The organism is Luteibacter jiangsuensis, assembly GCF_030812295.1.
GTDB lineage: Bacteria > Pseudomonadota > Gammaproteobacteria > Xanthomonadales > Rhodanobacteraceae > Luteibacter > Luteibacter jiangsuensis_A.
On the sequence record NZ_JAUSSK010000002.1, the window covers coordinates 149614 to 169751 of the forward strand.

Annotated in this window: 23 protein-coding genes and 1 tRNA gene; 9 read left to right on the forward strand and 15 right to left on the reverse strand. The window is 65.0% G+C overall.

Annotated elements, in window-relative coordinates; genetic code table 11:
- Positions 1-36: 36 nt before the first annotated feature.
- The 12 genes from glmU to queD form a co-directional block, all read right to left on the reverse strand.
- The gene (gene glmU, locus J2T07_RS06040) at positions 37-1416 is read right to left on the reverse strand and encodes a bifunctional UDP-N-acetylglucosamine diphosphorylase/glucosamine-1-phosphate N-acetyltransferase GlmU (protein ID WP_306848212.1); all 1380 of its coding nucleotides are present in this window, start codon (positions 1414-1416) and stop codon (positions 37-39) included.
- Between the two features lie 67 nt (positions 1417-1483).
- The gene (locus J2T07_RS06045) at positions 1484-2560 is read right to left on the reverse strand and encodes a DUF748 domain-containing protein (RefSeq protein WP_306848214.1); all 1077 of its coding nucleotides are present in this window, start codon (positions 2558-2560) and stop codon (positions 1484-1486) included.
- Positions 2561-2736: 176 nt separating this feature from the next.
- Positions 2737-3162 carry a F0F1 ATP synthase subunit epsilon gene (locus tag J2T07_RS06050; protein WP_306848216.1) on the reverse strand — a complete coding sequence of 142 codons (426 nt, stop codon included), beginning with the start codon at positions 3160-3162 and terminating at the stop codon, positions 2737-2739.
- A gap of 39 nt (positions 3163-3201) precedes the next feature.
- Positions 3202-4614: a F0F1 ATP synthase subunit beta gene (gene atpD, locus J2T07_RS06055; RefSeq protein ID WP_306848218.1), complete on the reverse strand. Its 1413-nt coding sequence runs from the start codon at positions 4612-4614 to the stop codon at positions 3202-3204.
- Between the two features lie 71 nt (positions 4615-4685).
- Entirely contained in the window at positions 4686-5594 is a 909-nt protein-coding gene (atpG, locus tag J2T07_RS06060; RefSeq protein WP_306848220.1) for a F0F1 ATP synthase subunit gamma, read from the reverse strand.
- Between the two features lie 74 nt (positions 5595-5668).
- The gene (gene atpA, locus J2T07_RS06065) at positions 5669-7219 is read right to left on the reverse strand and encodes a F0F1 ATP synthase subunit alpha (protein WP_306848222.1); all 1551 of its coding nucleotides are present in this window, start codon (positions 7217-7219) and stop codon (positions 5669-5671) included.
- A gap of 57 nt (positions 7220-7276) precedes the next feature.
- On the reverse strand, positions 7277-7810 hold the full coding sequence (locus J2T07_RS06070; RefSeq protein ID WP_306848224.1) for a F0F1 ATP synthase subunit delta: 534 nt from the start codon (positions 7808-7810) through the stop codon (positions 7277-7279).
- Between the two features lie 2 nt (positions 7811-7812).
- Positions 7813-8283, reverse strand: a complete 471-nt coding sequence (locus tag J2T07_RS06075) for a F0F1 ATP synthase subunit B (RefSeq protein ID WP_306848226.1) — start codon at positions 8281-8283, stop codon at positions 7813-7815.
- Positions 8284-8365: 82 nt separating this feature from the next.
- Positions 8366-8653 carry a F0F1 ATP synthase subunit C gene (gene atpE, locus J2T07_RS06080; RefSeq protein ID WP_139978979.1) on the reverse strand — a complete coding sequence of 96 codons (288 nt, stop codon included), beginning with the start codon at positions 8651-8653 and terminating at the stop codon, positions 8366-8368.
- A gap of 101 nt (positions 8654-8754) precedes the next feature.
- Positions 8755-9594, reverse strand: coding sequence for a F0F1 ATP synthase subunit A (atpB, locus tag J2T07_RS06085; RefSeq protein WP_306848230.1), 840 nt, complete (start codon positions 9592-9594; stop codon positions 8755-8757).
- Between the two features lie 3 nt (positions 9595-9597).
- A complete protein-coding gene (locus tag J2T07_RS06090; protein ID WP_306848233.1) occupies positions 9598-9963 on the reverse strand; it encodes an ATP synthase subunit I in 366 nt (121 codons plus the stop codon).
- Positions 9964-10351: 388 nt separating this feature from the next.
- Positions 10352-10705: a 6-carboxytetrahydropterin synthase QueD gene (gene queD / locus J2T07_RS06095; protein WP_306848235.1), complete on the reverse strand. Its 354-nt coding sequence runs from the start codon at positions 10703-10705 to the stop codon at positions 10352-10354.
- 211 nt (positions 10706-10916) lie between these two features.
- Here queD and J2T07_RS06100 point away from each other — a divergent pair, with 211 nt between their 5' ends.
- Positions 10917-11534, forward strand: a complete 618-nt coding sequence (locus J2T07_RS06100) for a LuxR C-terminal-related transcriptional regulator (RefSeq protein WP_306848236.1) — start codon at positions 10917-10919, stop codon at positions 11532-11534.
- Between the two features lie 53 nt (positions 11535-11587).
- Here the strand turns inward: J2T07_RS06100 and J2T07_RS06105 are convergent.
- A tRNA-Met gene (locus J2T07_RS06105) sits at positions 11588-11664 on the reverse strand.
- Between the two features lie 170 nt (positions 11665-11834).
- Here J2T07_RS06105 and J2T07_RS06110 point away from each other — a divergent pair.
- The 8 genes from J2T07_RS06110 (at position 11835) to J2T07_RS06145 (ending at position 16855) form a co-directional block, all read left to right on the forward strand.
- Complete coding sequence (locus J2T07_RS06110; RefSeq protein WP_306848238.1) at positions 11835-12377, forward strand: RNA pyrophosphohydrolase; 543 nt, start codon at positions 11835-11837, stop codon at positions 12375-12377.
- A gap of 67 nt (positions 12378-12444) precedes the next feature.
- Positions 12445-12657, forward strand: a complete 213-nt coding sequence (locus tag J2T07_RS06115) for a (2Fe-2S)-binding protein (protein WP_430539319.1) — start codon at positions 12445-12447, stop codon at positions 12655-12657.
- A gap of 106 nt (positions 12658-12763) precedes the next feature.
- Positions 12764-13243: a bacterioferritin gene (bfr, locus tag J2T07_RS06120; protein WP_306848241.1), complete on the forward strand. Its 480-nt coding sequence runs from the start codon at positions 12764-12766 to the stop codon at positions 13241-13243.
- A 113-nt stretch (positions 13244-13356) separates the two neighbouring features.
- Positions 13357-14100 (forward strand): DUF6776 family protein, encoded by a 744-nt coding sequence (locus tag J2T07_RS06125; protein WP_306848243.1) that lies wholly within the window; start codon positions 13357-13359, stop codon positions 14098-14100.
- Positions 14087-14521 (forward strand): bactofilin family protein, encoded by a 435-nt coding sequence (locus J2T07_RS06130; protein WP_306848245.1) that lies wholly within the window; start codon positions 14087-14089, stop codon positions 14519-14521. Before J2T07_RS06125 ends, J2T07_RS06130 begins: the two co-directional genes overlap by 14 nt.
- Positions 14522-14570: 49 nt before the next feature.
- Positions 14571-14936: an iron-sulfur cluster insertion protein ErpA gene (erpA, locus tag J2T07_RS06135; RefSeq protein WP_306848249.1), complete on the forward strand. Its 366-nt coding sequence runs from the start codon at positions 14571-14573 to the stop codon at positions 14934-14936.
- Positions 14937-14949: 13 nt separating this feature from the next.
- Positions 14950-15936, forward strand: coding sequence for an NAD(+) diphosphatase (gene nudC / locus J2T07_RS06140; protein ID WP_306848251.1), 987 nt, complete (start codon positions 14950-14952; stop codon positions 15934-15936).
- 52 nt (positions 15937-15988) lie between these two features.
- The gene (locus J2T07_RS06145) at positions 15989-16855 is read left to right on the forward strand and encodes a beta-lactamase induction protein (RefSeq protein ID WP_306848252.1); all 867 of its coding nucleotides are present in this window, start codon (positions 15989-15991) and stop codon (positions 16853-16855) included.
- 13 nt (positions 16856-16868) lie between these two features.
- Here the strand turns inward: J2T07_RS06145 and J2T07_RS06150 are convergent, their stop codons facing one another.
- Both J2T07_RS06150 and purD read right to left on the reverse strand, forming a co-directional pair.
- Complete coding sequence (locus J2T07_RS06150) at positions 16869-18743, reverse strand: MFS transporter (protein ID WP_306848254.1); 1875 nt, start codon at positions 18741-18743, stop codon at positions 16869-16871.
- Between the two features lie 60 nt (positions 18744-18803).
- Positions 18804-20087: a phosphoribosylamine--glycine ligase gene (purD, locus tag J2T07_RS06155; RefSeq protein WP_306848256.1), complete on the reverse strand. Its 1284-nt coding sequence runs from the start codon at positions 20085-20087 to the stop codon at positions 18804-18806.
- Between the last annotated feature and the right edge of the window lie 51 nt (positions 20088-20138).

Sequence of the window (20138 nt, forward strand, 5' to 3'; positions counted from 1 at the left end):
AATGCTCTGGTGGGAGCCGACCCTGTCGGCGATGCCCTAGGCCTTCTTCGTCGGGCGGTGCCAGCCATCGATCGTGCTCTGGCGTGCACGCGACAAGGTCAGCGCGTCCGGCGGAGTGTCCTTGGTGATGACCGAACCCGCGCCGATGGTCGATCCCGCGTGCAACGTCACGGGCGCCACCAGGGCGCTGTTCGAGCCGACGAAGACATTGTCCTCGATCGTGGTGCGGCTCTTGTTCACGCCATCGTAGTTGCAGGTGATGGTACCGGCGCCGATATTCACCTTGCTGCCGATGACGGTATCGCCGAGATAACTCAGGTGGTTCGCCTTGGAACCCTCGGCGATCCGCGCGTTCTTCGTCTCGACGAAGTTCCCGATGTGCACGCCCGCGGCGAGATCGGTCCCGGGGCGCAGGCGCGCGAAGGGACCGATCGTGCACGGCCCGTGCGTTACCACGCCATCGAGGTCGCAATGGGCGAGGACGACGGTGCCGGCGGCGAGCTTCGCATTGCGTACGCGCGTGAATGGCCCGATGCGCACGTCGTCGCCCAGCTCCACGTCGCCTTCGAAGACGACGTTGACATCCACTTCGACGTCGCGGCCGACGCTTACCTTGCCGCGCACGTCCAGGCGTGATGGGTCCACCAGGCGCACTCCCTCCAGGGCCAGCGCGCGTGCGCTCCGCTCGCGGTAGAGGGCTTCCAGGCCGGCCAACTGCCAGGGATCGTTGGCACCCGAAGCCTCGACCGCGTCGCAGTCCACGCACGCGGCAGGCGCGTTTTCCGCCGCGGCCATTTCGAAGATGTCGGTAAGGTAGTACTCGCCCTGCGCGTTGCCATTGCCAAGGCGCTGCGTCCATGCGAGCAGGCGCGCCGCATCGGCGGCAACGATGCCCGTATTCACCAGGTCGATGGCGCGCTGCGCCGCGCTCGCATCCTTTTCCTCGACGATGTGACGCACCTTGCCGGCGGCATCGAGCACCACGCGCCCATAGCCCCGTGGATCGGCGAGACGGGTCGCCAGCATGGCCAGGCCGTCGTCGGCGGCCACGAGCGCAGCCAGTGTTTCGGCGCGAATGAGCGGTACGTCGCCATAGAGGACGAGTACGCGGCCCTCGAGCTTGCCTGCCGCCTGCATGGCTTCCAGCGCGGTGCGCACGGCGTGGCCCGTTCCCAGGCGTTCGCGCTGTTCGATCCACGCCAGCGACGTATCGGCCGCGAAGGCATCGCGCACGTGCTGCCCGTGATGGCCGTACACCACGTGTATGCCCGCGGGGTCCAACGTACGGGCGGCGTCGAGCACGTGAGCCAGCAGGGGTCGCCCTGCGAGCGGCATCAGCACCTTGGCGGTCGCGGACTTCATCCGCTTGCCCTCGCCCGCGGCGAGGATCAGGACATGGAGTGGCTTGACGGTCATGGGCACGCTTGCCTGCCGGTAAGGGAGGGCCGCACTTTCGCGCGTTTACGGCGCCCTGCCAAGTCGGCTAGTCGTCTTTCGGCCGCTCGGTCAGGTGCTCGAGGTTCGGCTTGTACGCCTCGATGAAGGCATTCCGCAGGATGCCGAGGATCGCCTCGGCGGCGGAAACGTTCTTGTCGTCGATGGTGCCGGAGATGGGAACACGGGTTGCGAACTGGTCCCTGGACTGGTTCTTGAAGATCGTGGTGACGCCTTCGGCCACCGCTTCATAGGCGAGCTTGAGCGGGTTCTTCTTGTCCTGCTCGACATCCTGCTTCCAGCTGAATATCCGCAGGTCGTGGAACAAGGGCTTGGCGTAACCGCTCAGCCGACGGCCCCTGGCCTGCAACTCCATGAAGAAGTCACCCTCGCCACCCGCGAAATCGAGTCCGGAGTACGCACGGGCAAGGTCGTTGGCCTTCACCAGCTTGATATCGCGGATGCTCAACTCGTAGCGGAAATCGCCTAGCCGCTCCAGCGGATCGAACTCCGCCCGGGTCTCCAGCGGAGCATCTCCCAGCACCTTCGCCGTGGCATGCAGGTGCGCCACGCGCGATCCGCCCTCGCGTTGCACGTTGGTGAGGTTCGTCGCCGTACCGTTGACGTCGGTCATCTTCAGGTCCACTTTCGGACTCGAAACGAAGTTGCGGAAGGTGATCGTGCCATTGAACACGTTCACCTCATCCAGCTGTGTCGGCACCAGGGCACGCAGCTGCGCCCGCCAGTCCACGCCCTTGCCCGTCTGGGTATCGCCCTCGCCACGACCGTCGACGAAGTTCACCACGGGTTCGTGGAAATCGATCTTTCCGCGAATACGGCCTTTGGCGATGGCCTCCCAACTGAGTGAGATATCCGCACGCGCCGTATCGAACAGCGGTACCGGCACCTTGCCATCCACCTTGGTGACCGTCAGCCTGTCGATGGAGTAGGCGCCACGCCACAGATGGATGTCGATGTCGGAGATATGCCCCGAGTACGCGCCCATGCGGGACAGGCGGCCGTTGAGATAGCCGAGCACCACGTACGGCAAGGCGAGCCGCGCCACGATGAGCAGGACGGCGACTACACCGATGATCCAGAAGCTGCGACGGTAGTGGATGCGCATGATGCGGTTGTGGTGACGTGGCGGTCGAGTGTTGCGCCGCCGTAGTCATTTTCGGATGAAGACCGTCGGGCCTGGTGGATGACCGCGGGCTCTGGCCGGCTCGCACCAAATCGACTTCCACTACCCAAAAAAAAGCCCCTCCGGGGAGGGGCTTCTTTTCGATCGGTGTTTGCCGGTCAGTGCTTGAGCGTCTTGCGCATGCGTTCGAGCGCCTGGAGCTGGGCCAGGGCCTCTGCAAGCTTGGCCTGGGCTTCGGCGACGTCCATTTGCGGACCGCGATTGGCCAGTGCGGCCTCCGCCTCTTCCTTTGCCTTCAGGGCGGCCGCCTCGTCGAGATCGGCCGCGCGGGCCGCCGTGTCGGCGAGGATGGTCACGACCTGTGGCTGCACCTCGAGGATGCCGCCGGAGACGTAGAACTGCTGGCGTTCGCCGTTGGCGGCCACCACGTCCACGTGCCCGGGCTTCAGGCGGGTGATCAGCGGGGCGTGACGCGGCGCGATGCCCAGCTCGCCAAGCTCACCGGTGGCGACCACGAGCGTGGCTTCGCCGGAGTAGATCTCGGCTTCGGCGCTGACGATGTCGACGCGGATGGTATGGGTCATGGGCTGGTCTTCCGTTGGTCGAGGATGGGAAAAGAGGGCTTATGCAGCCTTCTTCGCACCCATCTCCTCGCCCTTCTTGATGGCTTCGTCGATACCGCCGACCATGTAGAAGGCCTGTTCCGGCAGGTAGTCCAACTCGCCGTCGAGGATCATCTTGAAGCCGCGGATGGTTTCCTTCAGCGCCACGTACTTGCCCGGCGAGCCGGTGAACACTTCGGCGACGTGGAACGGCTGCGAGAAGAAGCGCTCGATCTTGCGGGCGCGCGACACGGCTTCCTTGTCTTCCTGCGACAGCTCGTCCATGCCGAGGATGGCGATGATGTCCTTCAGCTCCTTGTAACGCTGCAACGTCATCTGCACGCGGCGCGCGGTGTCGTAGTGCTCCTGGCCGATAACGGCCGGGTCCAGCTGACGGCTGGAGGAATCGAGCGGATCCACCGCCGGGTAGATACCCAGCGAGGCGATGTTACGGCTCAGCGTCACGGTCGCGTCCAGGTGCGCGAAGGTGGTCGCCGGCGACGGATCGGTCAGGTCGTCCGCGGGAACGTAGACGGCCTGGATCGACGTGATCGAACCGGTCTTGGTCGAGGTGATGCGCTCCTGCAGGACGCCCATTTCCTCGGCCAGCGTCGGCTGGTAACCCACGGCCGACGGCATGCGGCCGAGCAGCGCGGACACCTCGGTACCGGCCAGCGTGTAACGGTAGATGTTGTCGACGAAGAGCAGGACGTCCTTGCCCTTGCCGGTCTCGTCCTTCTCGTCGCGGAAGTACTCGGCCATCGTCAGGCCGGTCAGGGCGACGCGCAGGCGGTTGCCCGGCGGCTCGTTCATCTGGCCGTACACCATCGCGACCTTGTCGAGAACGTTGGAGTCCTTCATCTCGTGATAGAAGTCGTTACCTTCACGAGTACGCTCACCCACGCCGGCGAACACGGACAGACCCGAATGCGCCTTCGCGATGTTGTTGATGAGCTCCATCATGTTGACGGTCTTGCCCACGCCGGCGCCGCCGAACAGGCCGACCTTGCCGCCCTTGGCGAACGGGCACATCAGGTCGATGACCTTGATGCCGGTTTCCAGCAGTTCGCTGGCAGCCGCCTGCTCGTCGTACGACGGGGCTTCGCGGTGGATGACCCACTTTTCCTGCTCGCCGATCGGACCGGCTTCGTCGATCGGGTTGCCCAGGACATCCATGATGCGGCCGAGCGTGGCCTTGCCGACCGGCACCTTGATGCCTTCGCCGGTATTGCGGGCGATCAGGTTACGGCGCAAGCCGTCGGTGGAACCGAGCGCGATGGTGCGCACGATGCCATCGCCAAGCTGCTGCTGCACTTCGAGGGTGATCTCCGTGCCGTCGATCTTCAGTGCGTCATAGATCTGCGGTACCTGGTCGCGCGCGAATTCGACGTCGACGACCGCGCCGATGATCTGAACAACTTTACCCTGGCTCATGGAATGCTCCGGATGAATCTTCTTTAGGTTCTGTAGCGGCGCCGCTTTCGCGTCGCCATGGGCTTGTTCGGTTAGACCGCGGCGGCGCCGCCGACGATTTCCGAGATTTCCTGGGTGATCGCCGCCTGGCGCGCCTTGTTGTAGACCAGCGTCAGTTCGCCGATGACCTTGCTGGCGTTGTCGGAGGCGGCCTTCATGGCGACCATGCGCGCGGCGTGTTCGCTGGCGAGGTTCTCCAGCGCCGCCTGGTACACCACGGACTCGATGTAGCGCGTCATCAGGTGCTCCAGCACCGTGCGTGCGTCCGGTTCGTAGATGTAGTCCCAGTCGTGCGTCTGCTCGACCTTCACGCCCTCGGACGTCTTGCCTTCCGCGTTCTCGAGTTCCGTGGCCACCAGCGACAGCGGCAGCAGGGCGTCGATGCTCGGCTTCTGCACGATGGTGTTCACGAAGTCGTTGTAGACCAGGAAAACGCGGTCGAGCTTGTTGTCCGAATACGCATCGAGGACGACCTTGATCACGCCGATCAGGTCCTCGAGCTTGGGCTTTTCACCAAGATGCGTGGCCGAGCCGATCAGGTTCACGCCCTTGATGCGACGGAAGAACTGCACGGCTTTCTGGCCGATGGCGACGACGTCGACTTCCGCGCCCTTGCCCTGCCACTCGCGGATCGAGGTCAGCGTGCGGCGGAACAGGTTGGAATTGAGGCCGCCAGCGAGGCCGCGGTCGGTCGACACCACGATGAAGCCCACCCGCGCGACGTTCTCGCGCTCGGTGAGGAACGGATGGGTGAAATCGGTGCTGGCCTGCGCGACATGCGCGATGACCTTGCGCATCAGACGCGCGTACGGGCGCGAGGCCTTCATCAGGTCCTGCGCTTTGCGGATCTTCGACGCCGAGACCATCTGCAGCGCGCCGGTCACCTTGCGCATGTTCTGCGTGCTTTTGATCTTGGTTTTGATTTCGCGGCCGCTAGCCATGGCTTACTCGTCTTTGAAAGGTGTCGCCAGCTCGCGGGGCCGGCCTTTCAGCCTGCGCCCCGCGCGTTTCGCTCTTACCAGCTACCGGTCTTCTTGAACTCGTCGGCGGCGGCCTTGAAGGTCGCCTCGATGTCCTTGTCCCAATCGCCGGTCTGGTCGATCTTCGCCATCAGGTCGCCGTGATTCTGGCGCATGAAAGCATGCAGGCCCTTCTCGAAGGGCAGCACCTTGTTGACCGGGAGGTCGTCGAGGTAGCCCTTCTCGGCCGCGTAGACCGACACGCCGAGTTCGGCGATCGAAAGCGGCGAGTACTGCGGCTGCTTCATCAGCTCGGTGACGCGCTGGCCGCGGTCGAGCTGCGCGCGCGTGGCGGCATCCAGGTCCGAGGCGAACTGCGCGAACGCGGCCAGCTCTCGGTACTGGGCGAGCGCCAGCTTCACGCCGCCGGACAGCTTCTTGATGATCTTGGTCTGGGCGGCGCCACCGACGCGCGACACCGAGATACCGGCGTTCACGGGCGGACGGATGCCGGCGTTGAACAGGTCGGTTTCGAGGAAGATCTGGCCGTCGGTGATCGAGATCACGTTGGTCGGAACGAACGCCGACACGTCGCCGGCCTGGGTCTCGATGATCGGCAGCGCGGTGAGCGAACCCGTCTTGCCCTTCACTTCGCCGTTGGTCATCTTCTCGACGTACTCGGCGCTGACGCGCGAGGCGCGCTCGAGCAGGCGCGAGTGGAGATAGAAGACGTCACCCGGATAGGCTTCGCGGCCCGGCGGACGCTTCAGCAGCAGCGAGATCTGGCGGTAGGCCACGGCCTGCTTGGACAGGTCGTCGTAGACGATCAGCGCGTCTTCGCCGCGATCGCGGAAGTACTCGCCCATGGCGCAGCCGGAGTACGGTGCGACGTACTGGAGGGCGGCGGCCTCGGAAGCCGAAGCGACGACGACGATCGTGTTGGCGAGCGCACCGTTCTCTTCGAGCTTGCGCACCACGTTGGCGATCGAGCTGCGCTTCTGGCCGATGGCGACGTAGATGCACTTAATGCCGGAATGCTTCTGGTTGATGATCGCGTCGATCGCGACGGCGGTCTTGCCCGTCTGGCGGTCGCCGATGATCAGCTCGCGCTGGCCGCGGCCGATCGGGATCATCGAGTCGATGGACTTGTAGCCCGTCTGCATCGGCTGGTCGACCGACTGGCGCCAGATGACGCCCGGCGCGACCTTCTCGACCGGGCTGGTGCCCACGGCGTCGATCGGGCCCTTCCCGTCGATGGGATTGCCCAGCGCGTCGACGACGCGGCCGAGCAGGCCCGGGCCGACCGGTACCTCGAGGATGCGGCCGGTGGTCTTGGCGGCGTCGCCTTCGCGCAGGTGCTGGTATTCACCCAACACCACGGCGCCGACCGAGTCGCGCTCGAGGTTCAACGCCAGGGCGAACGTGTTGTTCGGCAGTTCGATCATTTCGCCCTGCATCACGTCGGCCAGGCCGTGGATGCGCACGATGCCGTCGGACACGCTGATGATCGTGCCTTCGTTACGTGCCTCGGCGCCGAGCTTGAACTGCTCGATGCGGGTCTTGATCAGCTCGCTGATCTCGGACGGATTCAGAGTGGTGCTGGACATGGTCGGTTCCTTGGGTCGCGCCGCTCTCACGGCACCCGGTGGTATGAGAAGCTCGTATCAGTGCGTCAGCACGCTGGCCAGCCGTTGCAGGCGGCCGCGCGCCGAACCGTCGATGACCTGCTCGCCCGTGTCGATGACGACACCGCCGAGCAACGCCGGATCGACGTGCGTATCCAGTTCGATCTCGCGCTTGAAGCGACGCTTCAGCGAGGCGCGCAGCTGTTCGGCCTGCGCCGTGTCGAGATCCAGTGCGCTCGTGACCTTGACCTTCAGGGTCGACTCCGACTCGTGCTTGTAGTCGTCGTAAAGCGCGGCGATTTCCGGCAACAGCACCATGCGGCCGTTCTCCGCCAGTTCCGTGAGGAACCGGGCGAACGGCGCATCGGCGCCCATGCCGGGAGGCAGGTGCAGCGCGACCCGTTGGGTCGGCAGCACGCGAGGATCGTTACCGAGACCGGCGATACGCGGATCCACCGCGACGGCGGCCGCGAAGTTCAGCGCCGCCAGCCAGTCGGCGAGCGAACCCGACGCATGCGCCACTTCGAAAGCGGCGCGTGCATAGGGACGGGCGAGGGTGAGCGCCTGGGCCATGGTCAGATCTCGGCAGCGAGCTGGTCGAGCAGGGCCTTATGGGCCGCCGGGTCGATTTCGCGCTGGACGATCTTCTCGGCGCCGCGGACGGCGAGGGCACCGACCTGCTCGCGCAACTGCTCACGCGCACGCTGGGCCATCGACGCGATCTCGTCCTGGGCCTGGGCCTTCAGACGGTTGATCTCGTTGGTGGCTTCGGCACGGGCCTTCTCGAGGATCTGGTTGCCCTGCTGCTGGGCCTTGTCGATGATCTCGGTGGCTTGCAGGCGGGCCTGCTTGATCTCGACGGCGACCTTGGCGTCGGCGTCCTTGAGCTCGGCGCGCGCGCGCTCGGCGGCGGCCAGACCCTCGGCCACCTTTTTCTGGCGCTCTTCGATGGCACCGTTGAGCTGGGGCCAGATGAACTTGGTGGTGAACCAGACCAGGATCGCAAAAGAGATCATCTGGCCCAGGAAGGTCATGTTGATTTCCATGATCTCTCCGAAGACTCCGAACGCTTGGGTACTGACGATCGCCGTGACCCCAGGGGGTCACGGCGACAAGACGAACGGCTGCTTAGCCGCCGACGGCGGCGCGCACGACACCGACCAGCGGGTTCGAGAACGCGAAGAGCAGCGCCACGGCCAGGCCGATGATGAACGCCGCGTCGATCAGGCCGGCGAGCAGGAACATGCGGCCCTGGAGCAGCGGAACCAGCTCCGGCTGGCGAGCAGCCGACTCGAGGAACTTCGAGCCCATGATGGCGATACCGAGACAGGCGCCGAGCGCGCCGAGACCGATGATCACGCCGATGGCGATGGCGGTCATGCCCTGGACGTGGGCGAGAAGCGAGGCGAGTTCCATGGTGTTCTCCTGGGATAAACGAATAGCGAAAGGGTGGAAATGAAATGGTTGGAAACCGAGGTTCTAATTGAAAACCGAGGTTCTGACGTCGGTGCGGTGAGTCAGTGGTGTTCCCGTGCTGTGGCGATGTAGACGATCGTCAGCATCATGAAGATGAACGCCTGCAAGGCGATGATCAGGATGTGGAAGATCGCCCACGCCGTGTTGAACACGACGCCAGGCACGAAGCTGATCCAGCTCACCATCAGACCGGCAATCAGCATGAACACCAGTTCGCCGCCGTACATGTTGCCGAACAGTCGCATGGCGAGCGACACCGGCTTGGACAGGGTTTCGACGACGTTGAGAAGGAAGTTCGGGATCACCAGCACGAGCTTGGCGATCGGGTTGTTCGCATGGAACGGCGCCGTGAGCAGCTCCTTGCCGAAGCCGAAGCCGCCCTTGGCCTTGATGCCGTGACCGATGACGATGAACAGCACGGCGACCGACAGGCCCACGGTGGTGTTGATGTCCGCGGTGGGCACCATGCGGAAATAGGTGTGGTGGGCGACTTCGTCACCGGCGAAGGTGTGCACCAGCCAGCCGGCGAGGTCGACCGGCAGCAGGTCCATCGCGTTCATGAGGAAGACCCACATGAAGATCGACAGCGCCAGCGGCGTCACCGTGCGGCGGTCACCATGGAAGGTGTCCTTCACCTGCGTGTCGACGAACTCGATCGCCAGCTCGACCAGGGCCTGGCCCTTCGACGGCACGCCGGAAGTGGCCTTGCGCGCGAACAGCCAGAACCACAGGCAGAACGCGGCGCCGAGGACGAACGAAATAATGATCGAGTCCGCACGGAGGTTCCAGAACCAGAAATGATCGGCGCTGAAATTCACCGTCATGTGGTTCAGATGGTGCTGGATGTATTCGGTCAGACCGCCTTGCGGTTCGCTCGCCATGCCTCAACCCTTGAATCTGAATGCAAATACGTTGACCGCGTAGCCGGCCACCAGTCCCACCAACGCGGGCAAGGGTGGCAGCTTCCACTGAACCAGGATGAGCGCCAGTCCACCTATGAGGACGATCCAGCGAAGGATCATTCCCACGAGGAACCTCATGAACGTCGCCCCCGCTCCACCCAGCGCGCTGAACGCTCGCGCGGCAAGCAGCGCGGTAGCGATGGCGACGACCAGGGCACCCCCGAAGGCGGCCAGCGCGGCTGGACGCCCCTGCAGGGAAAAAGCGAGTCCCGCTATGACGGCCACCACCAGCTGCGCGATGACGATGCGCATGGCGAGGTGACGACCGGCTGCAAGACTGTTGAGCAACGCGAGGCTCCCGTGGTTTCGCTCTAAGGCGGCACCAGATGGTTCAACGGGCCACGGTTTAATCTGGAAAAGTATACCAGTGCCGTAAACGACGGGACAAGCGACGAAAGGCCATAACCACCCGCCGGCGCGACCATCCGTCGCGTCGTTGGCGAGGAGACGCGGTCGGTCAGGCCCGGGCGGGGCGGCCTGCCAATGCGCCGGGCGACGTAGTCATCCATGCAGCCGACGCGATATCCCCGACGCATCGGGCAAGTTCGGCGTAACCGTTTACATGGGACATCGCGGCAACCGTCGGGGAACGGGGAGTGCCGGAGTGTAGACCCGCCCCCGACAGCGCGGCAACCGCGAATTGTTGCGTCGACAGGTTTCGCCTCGAAGGCCTTGCTCAGACGGAGTATTCGGCGCCGGAGGTACAGGTTTCGTGCACCACGACCTTCGCCAGCCCCGGCACGTCCGCCCGCAGGCGTTCGAAGATCCAGCGCGCCAGGTTTTCGCTGGTCGGATTTTCGAGACCCTCGATGTCGTTGAGGTAGTGATGGTCGAGGCGATCGTAGAGTGGCTGGAAACGCGCCTTGAGGTCGCCGAAGTCCATCACCCATCCCAGCACCGGATCTGTCGGGCCCTCGACGTGCAGTTCGATGCGGAATGAATGGCCGTGCAGGCGCGAGCACTTGTGCCCTTGGGGCACATTCGGCAAGCGGTGGGCCGCTTCGATGTTGAACGTCTTGAATATGCGCATGGGGACGGCGTCTTTCGCGGGTGACCCCGCATTGTAGCGGAGGGCGGGCCAGCACCCCGGTGGGGGTGGTATTCACGACGGATGTCGCAGTTCGGCATATCCGCGTCCACGATTCATGGACTTTTCATCGTGAAACGGTTGCAGTGGTAACTACAACGGGCGAAGCGAGGGGGCTTCGCCGGCTTCCCACGCGTACATTCAGGAGGCATCGATGTGCCTTGCTAGTGATTCGCTCGACGGCTCGCACACCTGCGGGCTGGCCGAGGAAGTATTCGCCGCCTTGCCCTGGCCCTGCGTCGTCTGGCGCCACGAGGGCGGTCGCGCCGTGATGGTCAATGCGGCCTTCCAGCGCGAATTCGGCATGACCGCGAGGGGACGGGCCGGACCGGCATGGCTGGAGGAGCACCTTCATCGCACCGAACACGCGGACGAGTTCATCTTTCGCGACCGGCATGCGCCTCCCCGCCGCTATCGACTCACCCGGCAATTGCTCGACGTGCCGCCCGCGGCCTTTCACGCGATCTTCCTGATGCCCCTTCCGGACGATGAACCCGGTAGTGAGGAGCCGGCGGCGAACGTCTTCGCCAGCCTCCGTCCCGACGTCTCGCTGACCCGCCGCGAGTCCCAGGTCCTGGACGGGATCATGGGCGGCAAGCTCAACAAGGTCATCGCCAGCGAGTTGAACATCAGCCCGAAGACCGTCGAACTACACCGGGCGAACCTGATGGCCAAGCTGCGCGTTCACAACGTGGTCGAGTTGGCACGGGCCGTCCTGGACACGCCACCGCGCAGCGAGGAGCTTCCGCTGGTGGAACGCGAGACATCCTGATCCGACCGCCGGGGAAAGAAAAAGGCCGCGCCCATGGACGCGGCCTTTTGCATTGGTGGCTAGAGGCGGGCTCGAACCGCCGACCTCAGCATTATGAGTGCCGCGCTCTGACCAGCTGAGCTACCTAGCCATGGAACCTGGTCGTTCACGGGCGGACCCGCGAAGGCCGGGCAGTTTAATCGGCGCGAGCCTCCCGTTCAAGTAGCGCCTTGCCCCTGCTTCTCGCGCTGTGGTTGAATCGGGCGCATCGAGCGCATCCGGCCTGCCGCCGGAAGCGCCGAACTGGTTCGCGGAGGGCGGATGATCGACGCTGATGGCTATCGACCGAACGTGGGGATCGTGCTCCTGAACGGAGACGGTCGCCTGTTCTGGGCGCGCCGCGTCAATCGTGACGGCTGGCAGTTCCCCCAAGGCGGCATGCGTAGCGACGAGACGCCGCTGGAAGCCATGTACCGCGAGCTGGAAGAGGAAACCGGGCTGCTCGCTCAGCACGTGGAAGTGCTGGCGGAAACCCGCGGCTGGCTGCGCTACCGGCTGCCGAGCCGCTTCGTGCGCCATCACCAGCGGCCCACGTGTATCGGCCAGAAGCAGGTGTGGTTCCTGCTCCGCCTGAAGTGCGGCGAAGAAGCGTTCCGCCTGGATGCCTGCGAGAAACCCGAGTTCGACCTGTGGCGCTGGGTCGACTTCTGGTATCCGGCAAACCACGTGGTGAATTTCAAGCGACAGGTCTATGAACGGGCGTTGCGCCAGTTCGCCCCCACCGTGGAGACCGTGTGCTCCGTGACCGTGGGCACCTGCCCCCAGCAAGCCGAAGCGGAGCGGCTGGCCCGCGGCGGAGAATGAACGGCAGCCAGCCCCGAGCGGTTTCTTCACATTTGCGTAGTTGACAATCGTTCGCATTCGCGTTCGAATGCGCGCCATGTACATCTGCATGTGCAACGCCGTCACCGACCACGCCATTCGCCGCGCCGCGGCCGAGGGGGTGGAGTCCTTTGCCGAACTCCAGGCCCGTACGGGTTGCTCGGACTGTTGCGGGGCCTGCGAGTCGGAAGCTCGCCAGTGCCTGCGCGAGGCCGTCGCGGAAACGCGTTCCGCGTTGACTTTCCTGCCCTCTCCGGCCTGACCCGTCGCGCGTCCAGTCGCGGACGCAAACCAGCTTCATTCTCGTTACGTCACGTCCGCACGGGGCAACGTATAGTCGTGCCCTGCATATTCAGGGAGATCCCTCAATGAAGGGCGACGCGAAGGTCATCGAATACCTCAACAAGGTCCTCTACAACGAGCTGGCCGCGATCAACCAGTACTTCCTGCATTACAGGATGTTCAAGGACTGGGGCTACAACGAACTGGCCAAGCACGAGTACGAGGAATCGATCGAGGAGATGAAGCACGCGGACAAGCTGATCGAGCGGATCCTCTTCCTCGACGGCCTGCCGAACCTCCAGCACCTGGGCAAGCTACGCATCGGCGAGAACGTGGTCGAGGCACTGCAAGGCGATCTCGATCTGGAAATGCTCGCCACGAAGGACTTGCGCGAGGCGATCGCCTACTGCGAAGGCATCCACGATTTCGTCAGTCGCGATCTCTTCAAGTTCATCCTGGGCCAGGAGGAGGAGCACATCGACTGGCTGGAAACCCAGTTCAGCCTGATCTCCGACATCGGCCCCGAGCGGTACATGCTCAGCAAGGTCGGGTCGCTCCACGACTGAAACGAAGGCCGCCGCGAGGCGGCCTTCTCCGTTATGGGGAGCGGTTCCTTGACCATGGGGGAAGACGGGGGATATACCATCGGCGTCTTCACGTCTTCTCCACGGAATCGTCCATGGCTTCACGCCCACCGCCGCGTTTCGTCGTGCGCTCGCTCGACGACGCGGCCAGCGAGCGCCGAAAGCGTCTCGTCCTGACCGGTGCCTGGGCGCTCAGCCTGGTCCTGGTGGCCATGGGTGCGTGGTTCCTCGCGGCGCGGGGGCCGGCCGTGGTTTCCGACCGCGGCGGCATTCGCCGGATGGCCGCCGACAACGAGGATCTCCGCCAGCAAGTGGCCAACCTGCAACGCTCCGCGCAGGTGACGGACATCGCAGCGAAAGAACTCAAGCGCAATCTGGCCGAGCGCGACGAAGAGATCAGTGGCCTGCGCACCGACCTCGCCTTTTATTCGCGGCTGGTCGGCGGCGGGGGCCAGCGCGACGGACTGAAGATACAGGGTGTCCGCACCATGCCGGTGAAAGGTACGAAGAACGCCTGGAACCTGATGGTCACGCTTACCCAGAATGCCCGCCGGGGGGAACTGGTGAAAGGCTCGCTGAAACTAGCCGTCGAGGGCATTCAGGACGACAAGGTCACGACCCTCGATGGCGCGGCGCTGGGCCAGGGTGCGCAGACGACGGGACTCCCCTTCTCCTTCAAGTATTTCCAGCAGATCCAGGGCAGCTTCACCTTGCCGGCGGGCTTTAAACCCACCCGCCTGCGGCTGGTCGCCGACATCACCGGCGACCAGCCCGTCACCGGCACGGTGGCGTGGACCGATGCCCTGCGCAACGACGAGGCCAACGATGTTCGGCAATAACCGGAAGAACCAGGCTCCCGCGGTGGGCGCGGCCGCCACAAGCCTTATCGCCCGCGGCGTCACCCTTCGGGGCGACGTACTGTTCAGTGGTGCGTTGCACCTGGACGGAACGGTTGAAGGCTCGATTCATGCCGATCCTTCCGGGGATGGCGTGCTCACGATCAGTGAGACGGGCCGCGTCATCGGGCATATCGAGGTACCCCAGGCCGTGATCAATGGCGGCGTCACCGGCGACATCGACGCCGCGGAGCGCCTGGAACTGGCTCCCCTGGCCCGGGTGGAGGGCGACGTGCGCTACCAGGTACTGGAGATGGCGGCCGGCGCGCAGGTCAACGGCAAGATGGTGCACCGGGCCCCGCAGACGGTTCGCCAGTTGGCCCAGGCGGCGATCGAGGCCGCCCCGGTCCTCAGCGAGGCTTGACCTGACACGGAACGGCGCCATTATGAGCGGCATGAATAACCCATTTCCCATGGCTCCGAGTTCGGCACCGGACTATCGGTCCGGGGGCACGCCGCTCGTCTTCACCGAAGCCGCCGCCCGCAAGGTGCACGAGCTGATCGAAGAAGAAGGCAACCCCGGCCTCAAGCTGCGCGTGTACATCAGCGGCGGCGGCTGTTCGGGCTTCCAGTATGGTTTCACGTTCGACGAGGAACAGGCCGAGGACGACCTGGCCGTGTCCCGCGAAGGCGTGACACTGGTGGTCGATCCGCTCTCGCTGCAATACCTCACCGGCGCGGAAATCGACTACGCCGAATCGTTCAGTGGTTCGCAATTCGTCATTCGCAATCCCAACGCGAAGACCACCTGCGGTTGCGGTTCCTCGTTCAGCGCATGACCGGTCGGTGGGCGTGAGCGTCGAGCAGGAACGGGACAAGGCGGTCGCCAGCCGCGCCCGCGAGAATGTCTTCGCCGGCATCGACATGGACCGCATGGCCGAGCGGCGTGACGACCGCCTGTGGGTCGAGGAAACGGAGCGCTCGCCGGATACGCGCTTCCTCGTACTCGACAGCGAAGGCCTGGCCTTCGTCCAGGCAGAGGCGGATATGCCGCATTGGATGACACCGGCGATGCGCTCCGAGCGCTTCGGCGACCTGCCATCCACCCTGCTCGGCCTGGCGAACGACAGCGCCTGGTTCACGCTCGTCGTCGACGAAGCTCACGCCGAACTGTTTGCTTCCCTGACCGGCGCGCGTCGCATGTCCTTGCGCGAGGCGGGGTTGACCCTCCCTGCTTTCGAAGCCGGTCTTTTCGCTTACGCGAAGGGCATCACCCATTGGCAGCGACAAACCCGGTTCTGTAGCCAATGCGGCTCGCCGACCCTGGTCGTGGCTTCGGGCCATCGCGTGCAATGCACGAACCCCGACGGCCCGCACATGCATTTCCCACGTACCGACGCCGCGATCATCGTCATCGTGGAAGACGGGGACGCCTGCCTGCTCGGCCGCCAGCGCGGCTGGCCGCCCGGCCGTTATTCCACGCTGGCCGGCTTCATTGAACCGGGCGAATCGCTGGAAGACGCGGTGAAACGGGAGGTGCGCGAGGAATCCGGCGTGGAAGTGCTGCACGCCACCTATCACTCGTCGCAACCGTGGCCGCTGCCTGCTTCGCTGATGGTGGGTTTCACCGCGACCGCGAGAGCACGCGAGATCCGCCTGCGCGACGATGAACTCGAGGATGCCCGCTGGTTCACCGTCGACGATATCGTCCAGGGCATGACCTCGGGCTCGCTCGGCGTTCCGCCGCCGCTCTCGGTGTCGTACCGTCTGATCGAACACTGGCTGGGCCTGCGCGGCGTGCACCTGGATGAACTGGTAGCCTACGCGCCTCGCCGCTGACGGCGATGCTTCGCCTACAATCGGGGCAACGACTCGCGGATTCCCCGACACCATGGCTCTACGTCTCCTCGCCGTCCTCATCGCCCTCGTCGTCGCCTGGAGCGTCCCGCAGCTGGCCCGCTGGCGCGACGATCGCTGGTTCCGCCATTGGGTGAACCGGCTGGGCGACACGTCCGGACCGGGACGCGTCGCCGTGGTGCTGCTGGTACCTGTCGTCGCATGCGCCATTCTCGCGGGCATCCTGCGCTCCTTGCCCTTCTTCGACCTGGGCTGGCTCGCATTCGCGGTGATCGTGCTCGTCTACGCCCTCGGCCCCCGTGAGATCGAGGCCGACATCGATGCGATCCTGCGCGCGCCGGATGCCCTGCGCCGCGACGAAGCCATCGCCGCCCTGCGCCACGACGACGCGCCGCTGACATGGTTCGCCCCCGTCATGGTCGAAGCCGCGTTCTATGGTGCGCTGCGCCGGCGTTTCGGCGTGTTGTTCTGGTTCTTCCTGCTCGGCCCCACCGGCGCTCTCGGTTATCGCCTTGCACAGATTCTCGGCCGCGAGGCGGCTCTCGCCCTGGATGACGCCACACGCAACGTCGCGCGCCGTGTCGCCGACGCGCTCGATTGGATCCCGGCCCACCTGATGGTCTTCGCCATGGCACTGGTGTCGGATTTCGACGCCGTGATGGGCGCCTGGAAGCAGTGGCACCACACCTCCGGCAGCCCACGCTCCCGTCTCGAACCCGATTTCCTCGGTGCCGTCGCGCGCGCCGGCGTCGATGCGGACGTGGAAGCGGGTGATGGCTACGTGCAGGACGTGAGCGATCCGATCGCGGAACTGGAGGACGCCCGGCGCGTCATCCGTCGCGTATTGATCGTCTGGCTGGCCGTGGTCGCGGTGATCGTCCTGGCCGCCTGGTTCGCCTGACGCCGGCGATTCGTCAGGCCTTGTCGCCGCGCAGCTCGGTGACACGCGCTTCCAGCACGGCCGCATTGGCATCGGCCGCGGGTAGCGGCGTACCGCCCACCAGTTCGATCCTCGACCAGAAGCGGCGAGGGATGCGTGCCCGGCGCAGCGCGCTATCGCGGCGACTGAAGATGCTGCCCCACATGCCACGCAACGCCAGCGGCACCACCGGCACCGGCCGGCGCGCGAGGATGCGATCGACGCCCGGGCGGAAGTTCTGGATCGTGCCGTCGCGAGTGATGCCTCCCTCGGGAAAGATGCAGACCACTTCGCCATTCGCCAAGGCCTCGTCCACCCGCTCGAACGCGCGTTCCATCAAGGCAGGATCTTCGCTGCGCCCGGCGATGGGAATCGCCTTCGCCGTGCGGAAGACGAAATGGAGGACGGGCAGGTTGTATATCTTGTAATACATGACGAAGCGCATCGGCCGGCGCACGTTCGCCATGAGGATCAGTGGATCCATGAAGCTCACATGGTTGCACACGACCAGCGCCGCACCTTCATCGGGCACATTCTTCAGGCCATCCACGCGAACCCGATAGAGCGTACGCACCAGCACCCAGGTGATGAAGCGCATCATGAACTCGGGCACGAGGGTGAAGATGTAGACCGCCACCGCGACGTTCACGATGCCCGTGATCAGGAAGATGGTGGGAACGTCCAGCCCGAGGGCAGTCATGCCGATGCCGAAGCCGGACGCCACACAGATCAGCAAGGCGTTGACGATATTGTTGCCCGCGATGACGCGCGACAAACGATGGCGGGGTGCGCGGCTCTGCACGAAGGCGAACAACGGCACCACGTAGAACCCGGCGAAAGCGCCGATCATCGTCAGGTCGAGCATCACCCGCCATGCGCCCGGCGTACCGGCGAAGGCGAGCCAGCCCAGGCCGGCACCCGGCGCGACCAGCGGCCGCGCGAAGAACAGGTCCACCGCGAACACGGTAAGGCCGAATGCACCCATCGGCACGAGGCCGATCTCCACACGCCTGGCCGAAAGCCTCTCGCACAACAGCGAACCGATACCCGTGCCCAGCGAGAACAAGGTCAACACGAGCGTATTCACCGAACCGTCGCCGCCGAGCGTGTGCCGCGTGTAGTTCGGCAACTGCGCGATCATCACCGTGCCGAAGAACCAGAACCACGAGATACCCAATACGGCATTGAACACCGCACGGTCTTCGTGGGTGATCTTCAGCACATGCCAGGTTTCGCTGAACGGATTCCAGTTGAAGCGCAGGTCGGGGGCGGTCGCCGGTGCGGTCGGGATGGAGCGGCTTACGATATAACCCGCGCATGCGATGGCTATCGTGGTGAGCGACGCGGCGAGCGTGCCGTAGCCGGCGATCAGCATCAGCGAATTGCCGAGGATCATGCCCGTCAGCATCGCCAGCTGGGTGCCGGTCTCCACCAGGGCGTTGCCGCCGACGAGTTCGCTGCGCTCCAGCGCCTGCGGCAGGATCGAGTACTTGATCGGCCCGAACACGGTGGAATGCATGCCCATCAGGAACAGCACGACAAGCAGCAACGACACATGGTGGGTGAAGAACCCGATCGCCGCGATTCCCATGGCGGCGATCTCGAACAGCTTCACGAAGCGGATGATGCGGGTCTTCTCGAACTTCTCGGCGAGTTGTCCCGCCGTCGCTGAAAACAGGAAGTACGGCAGGATGAACAGCGCGGGCGCAAGGTTCGTGTAGAGCGATACCTGGGCATCCGGCAAGGCCATCTGGAACGCCACCAGCATGACCATCGCATTGCGGAACGCGTTGTCATTGAAGGCGCCGAGTGCCTGGGTCCAGAAGAACGGCGCGAAACGGCGCTTGGCGAGTAGGGAGAACTGCGACATGCCGTGGTCCCTGCGGAAAGATGGACGCCAGTGTAGCCGAGCGTTACGGCGGCCTTCGATTCAACCGCGCGCCAATGCGCGATGGGCAATGTCATGGCGACAGAAGGCGCCGCGAAAATGGATCGAGCCCAACGCGGCGTAAGCGCGCTCGCGCGCCTGGCCCAGGTCGTCGCCCAGGGCGCACACGGTCAGCACCCGGCCTCCCGCGGTGACCGGCATGCCGTCCGCACCTTCCGCCGTCCCCGCGTGGAACACCTTCACGTCCGCACCGAAATCGGCGGCGGCACCTTCGATGACGTCGCCTGCCCGGACCTTGCCGGGGTAGCCTTCCGCGGCTAGCACCACGCCGAGCGAAGGACGACGGTCCCACGTCGCCGTGGCCCGGGCGATCTCTCCGTCGAGCGCCGCCTCGACCAGGTCGACCAGGTCCGAGGTAAGCCGCAACATGATCGGCTGGGTTTCCGGATCACCGAAGCGGACGTTGTATTCGATGACCTTCGGCGCGCCCGCCTTGTCGATCATCAGCCCTGCGTACAAGAACCCGGTGAAAGGCACGCCGTCCGTCGCCATGCCGGCGAGCGTTGGCCCGATGATCTCGCGCATCACGCGCGCGGATACCTCGTCGGTGACGACGGGTGCGGGGGAGTAGGCACCCATGCCGCCGGTGTTAGGACCCTTGTCGCCGTCGTCGCGGCGCTTGTGGTCCTGGCTCGTGGCCATCGGCAACGCGTGCTTGCCGTCCGCGATCACGATGAAACTGGCTTCTTCCCCGTCGAGGAATTCTTCGATCACCACACGTGACGAGGCATCGCCAAAGGCTTGCTGGCCAAGCATGTCGTGCAGCGCGGCCTCGGCTTCGTCGAGGGTCATCGCCACCACCACGCCCTTGCCCGCCGCGAGGCCGTCGGCCTTGACGACGATCGGCGCACCCTTCTCGCGCACATGCGCCAGCGCGGGAGCCAGTTCGGTGAACACGGCATAGTGCGCGGTGGGAATGGCGTGGCGAGCCAGGAAATCCTTCGCGAACGCCTTGCTGCCCTCGAGTTGCGCCGCGGCCGCGCTGGGTCCAAAACAGCGCAGCCCTTCGCGGGCGAAGCGATCGACCACGCCGGCGACCAGCGGAACTTCCGGACCGACCACGGTCAAGCCGACCGCTTCGCGCTTCGCCAACGCCACGAGGCCCTCGATATCGGTCACCGCCACGGCTTCGTTACGCATGCCCGGCTCACGCGCCGTGCCCGCGTTGCCGGGAGCCACGATCACTTCGTCCACGCGCGCGGATTGGCCAAGCTTCCAGGCCAGCGCGTGCTCGCGCCCGCCGCCGCCGATGACGAGGACTTTCATGGGGTATCTCCAGACGTTGAACCCTCTATTCTACCCGGCGTCCTCGGGCAC

Excerpts from the sequence above, each read along its gene's own strand:
- J2T07_RS06070 (WP_306848224.1), bottom strand. The coding sequence starts at position 7,810 with ATGGCCCAGGCGCTCACCCTCGCCCGTCCCTATGCACGCGCCGCTTTC.
- J2T07_RS06075 (WP_306848226.1), bottom strand. The coding sequence starts at position 8,283 with ATGGAAATCAACATGACCTTCCTGGGCCAGATGATCTCTTTTGCGATC.
- J2T07_RS06125 (WP_306848243.1), top strand. The coding sequence starts at position 13,357 with ATGGCTTCACGCCCACCGCCGCGTTTCGTCGTGCGCTCGCTCGACGAC.
- erpA (WP_306848249.1), top strand. The coding sequence starts at position 14,571 with ATGGCTCCGAGTTCGGCACCGGACTATCGGTCCGGGGGCACGCCGCTC.
- J2T07_RS06100 (WP_306848236.1), top strand. The coding sequence starts at position 10,917 with ATGTGCCTTGCTAGTGATTCGCTCGACGGCTCGCACACCTGCGGGCTG.
- atpD (WP_306848218.1), bottom strand. The coding sequence starts at position 4,614 with ATGAGCCAGGGTAAAGTTGTTCAGATCATCGGCGCGGTCGTCGACGTC.
- atpA (WP_306848222.1), bottom strand. The coding sequence starts at position 7,219 with ATGTCCAGCACCACTCTGAATCCGTCCGAGATCAGCGAGCTGATCAAG.
- J2T07_RS06110 (WP_306848238.1), top strand. The coding sequence starts at position 11,835 with ATGATCGACGCTGATGGCTATCGACCGAACGTGGGGATCGTGCTCCTG.
- J2T07_RS06050 (WP_306848216.1), bottom strand. The coding sequence starts at position 3,162 with ATGACCCATACCATCCGCGTCGACATCGTCAGCGCCGAAGCCGAGATC.
- glmU (WP_306848212.1), bottom strand. The coding sequence starts at position 1,416 with ATGACCGTCAAGCCACTCCATGTCCTGATCCTCGCCGCGGGCGAGGGC.
- J2T07_RS06150 (WP_306848254.1), bottom strand. The coding sequence starts at position 18,743 with ATGTCGCAGTTCTCCCTACTCGCCAAGCGCCGTTTCGCGCCGTTCTTC.
- J2T07_RS06145 (WP_306848252.1), top strand. The coding sequence starts at position 15,989 with ATGGCTCTACGTCTCCTCGCCGTCCTCATCGCCCTCGTCGTCGCCTGG.
- queD (WP_306848235.1), bottom strand. The coding sequence starts at position 10,705 with ATGCGCATATTCAAGACGTTCAACATCGAAGCGGCCCACCGCTTGCCG.
- purD (WP_306848256.1), bottom strand. The coding sequence starts at position 20,087 with ATGAAAGTCCTCGTCATCGGCGGCGGCGGGCGCGAGCACGCGCTGGCC.
- atpG (WP_306848220.1), bottom strand. The coding sequence starts at position 5,594 with ATGGCTAGCGGCCGCGAAATCAAAACCAAGATCAAAAGCACGCAGAAC.
- atpB (WP_306848230.1), bottom strand. The coding sequence starts at position 9,594 with ATGGCGAGCGAACCGCAAGGCGGTCTGACCGAATACATCCAGCACCAT.
- atpE (WP_139978979.1), bottom strand. The coding sequence starts at position 8,653 with ATGGAACTCGCCTCGCTTCTCGCCCACGTCCAGGGCATGACCGCCATC.
- J2T07_RS06045 (WP_306848214.1), bottom strand. The coding sequence starts at position 2,560 with ATGCGCATCCACTACCGTCGCAGCTTCTGGATCATCGGTGTAGTCGCC.
- J2T07_RS06115 (WP_430539319.1), top strand. The coding sequence starts at position 12,445 with ATGCGCGCCATGTACATCTGCATGTGCAACGCCGTCACCGACCACGCC.
- J2T07_RS06130 (WP_306848245.1), top strand. The coding sequence starts at position 14,087 with ATGTTCGGCAATAACCGGAAGAACCAGGCTCCCGCGGTGGGCGCGGCC.
- bfr (WP_306848241.1), top strand. The coding sequence starts at position 12,764 with ATGAAGGGCGACGCGAAGGTCATCGAATACCTCAACAAGGTCCTCTAC.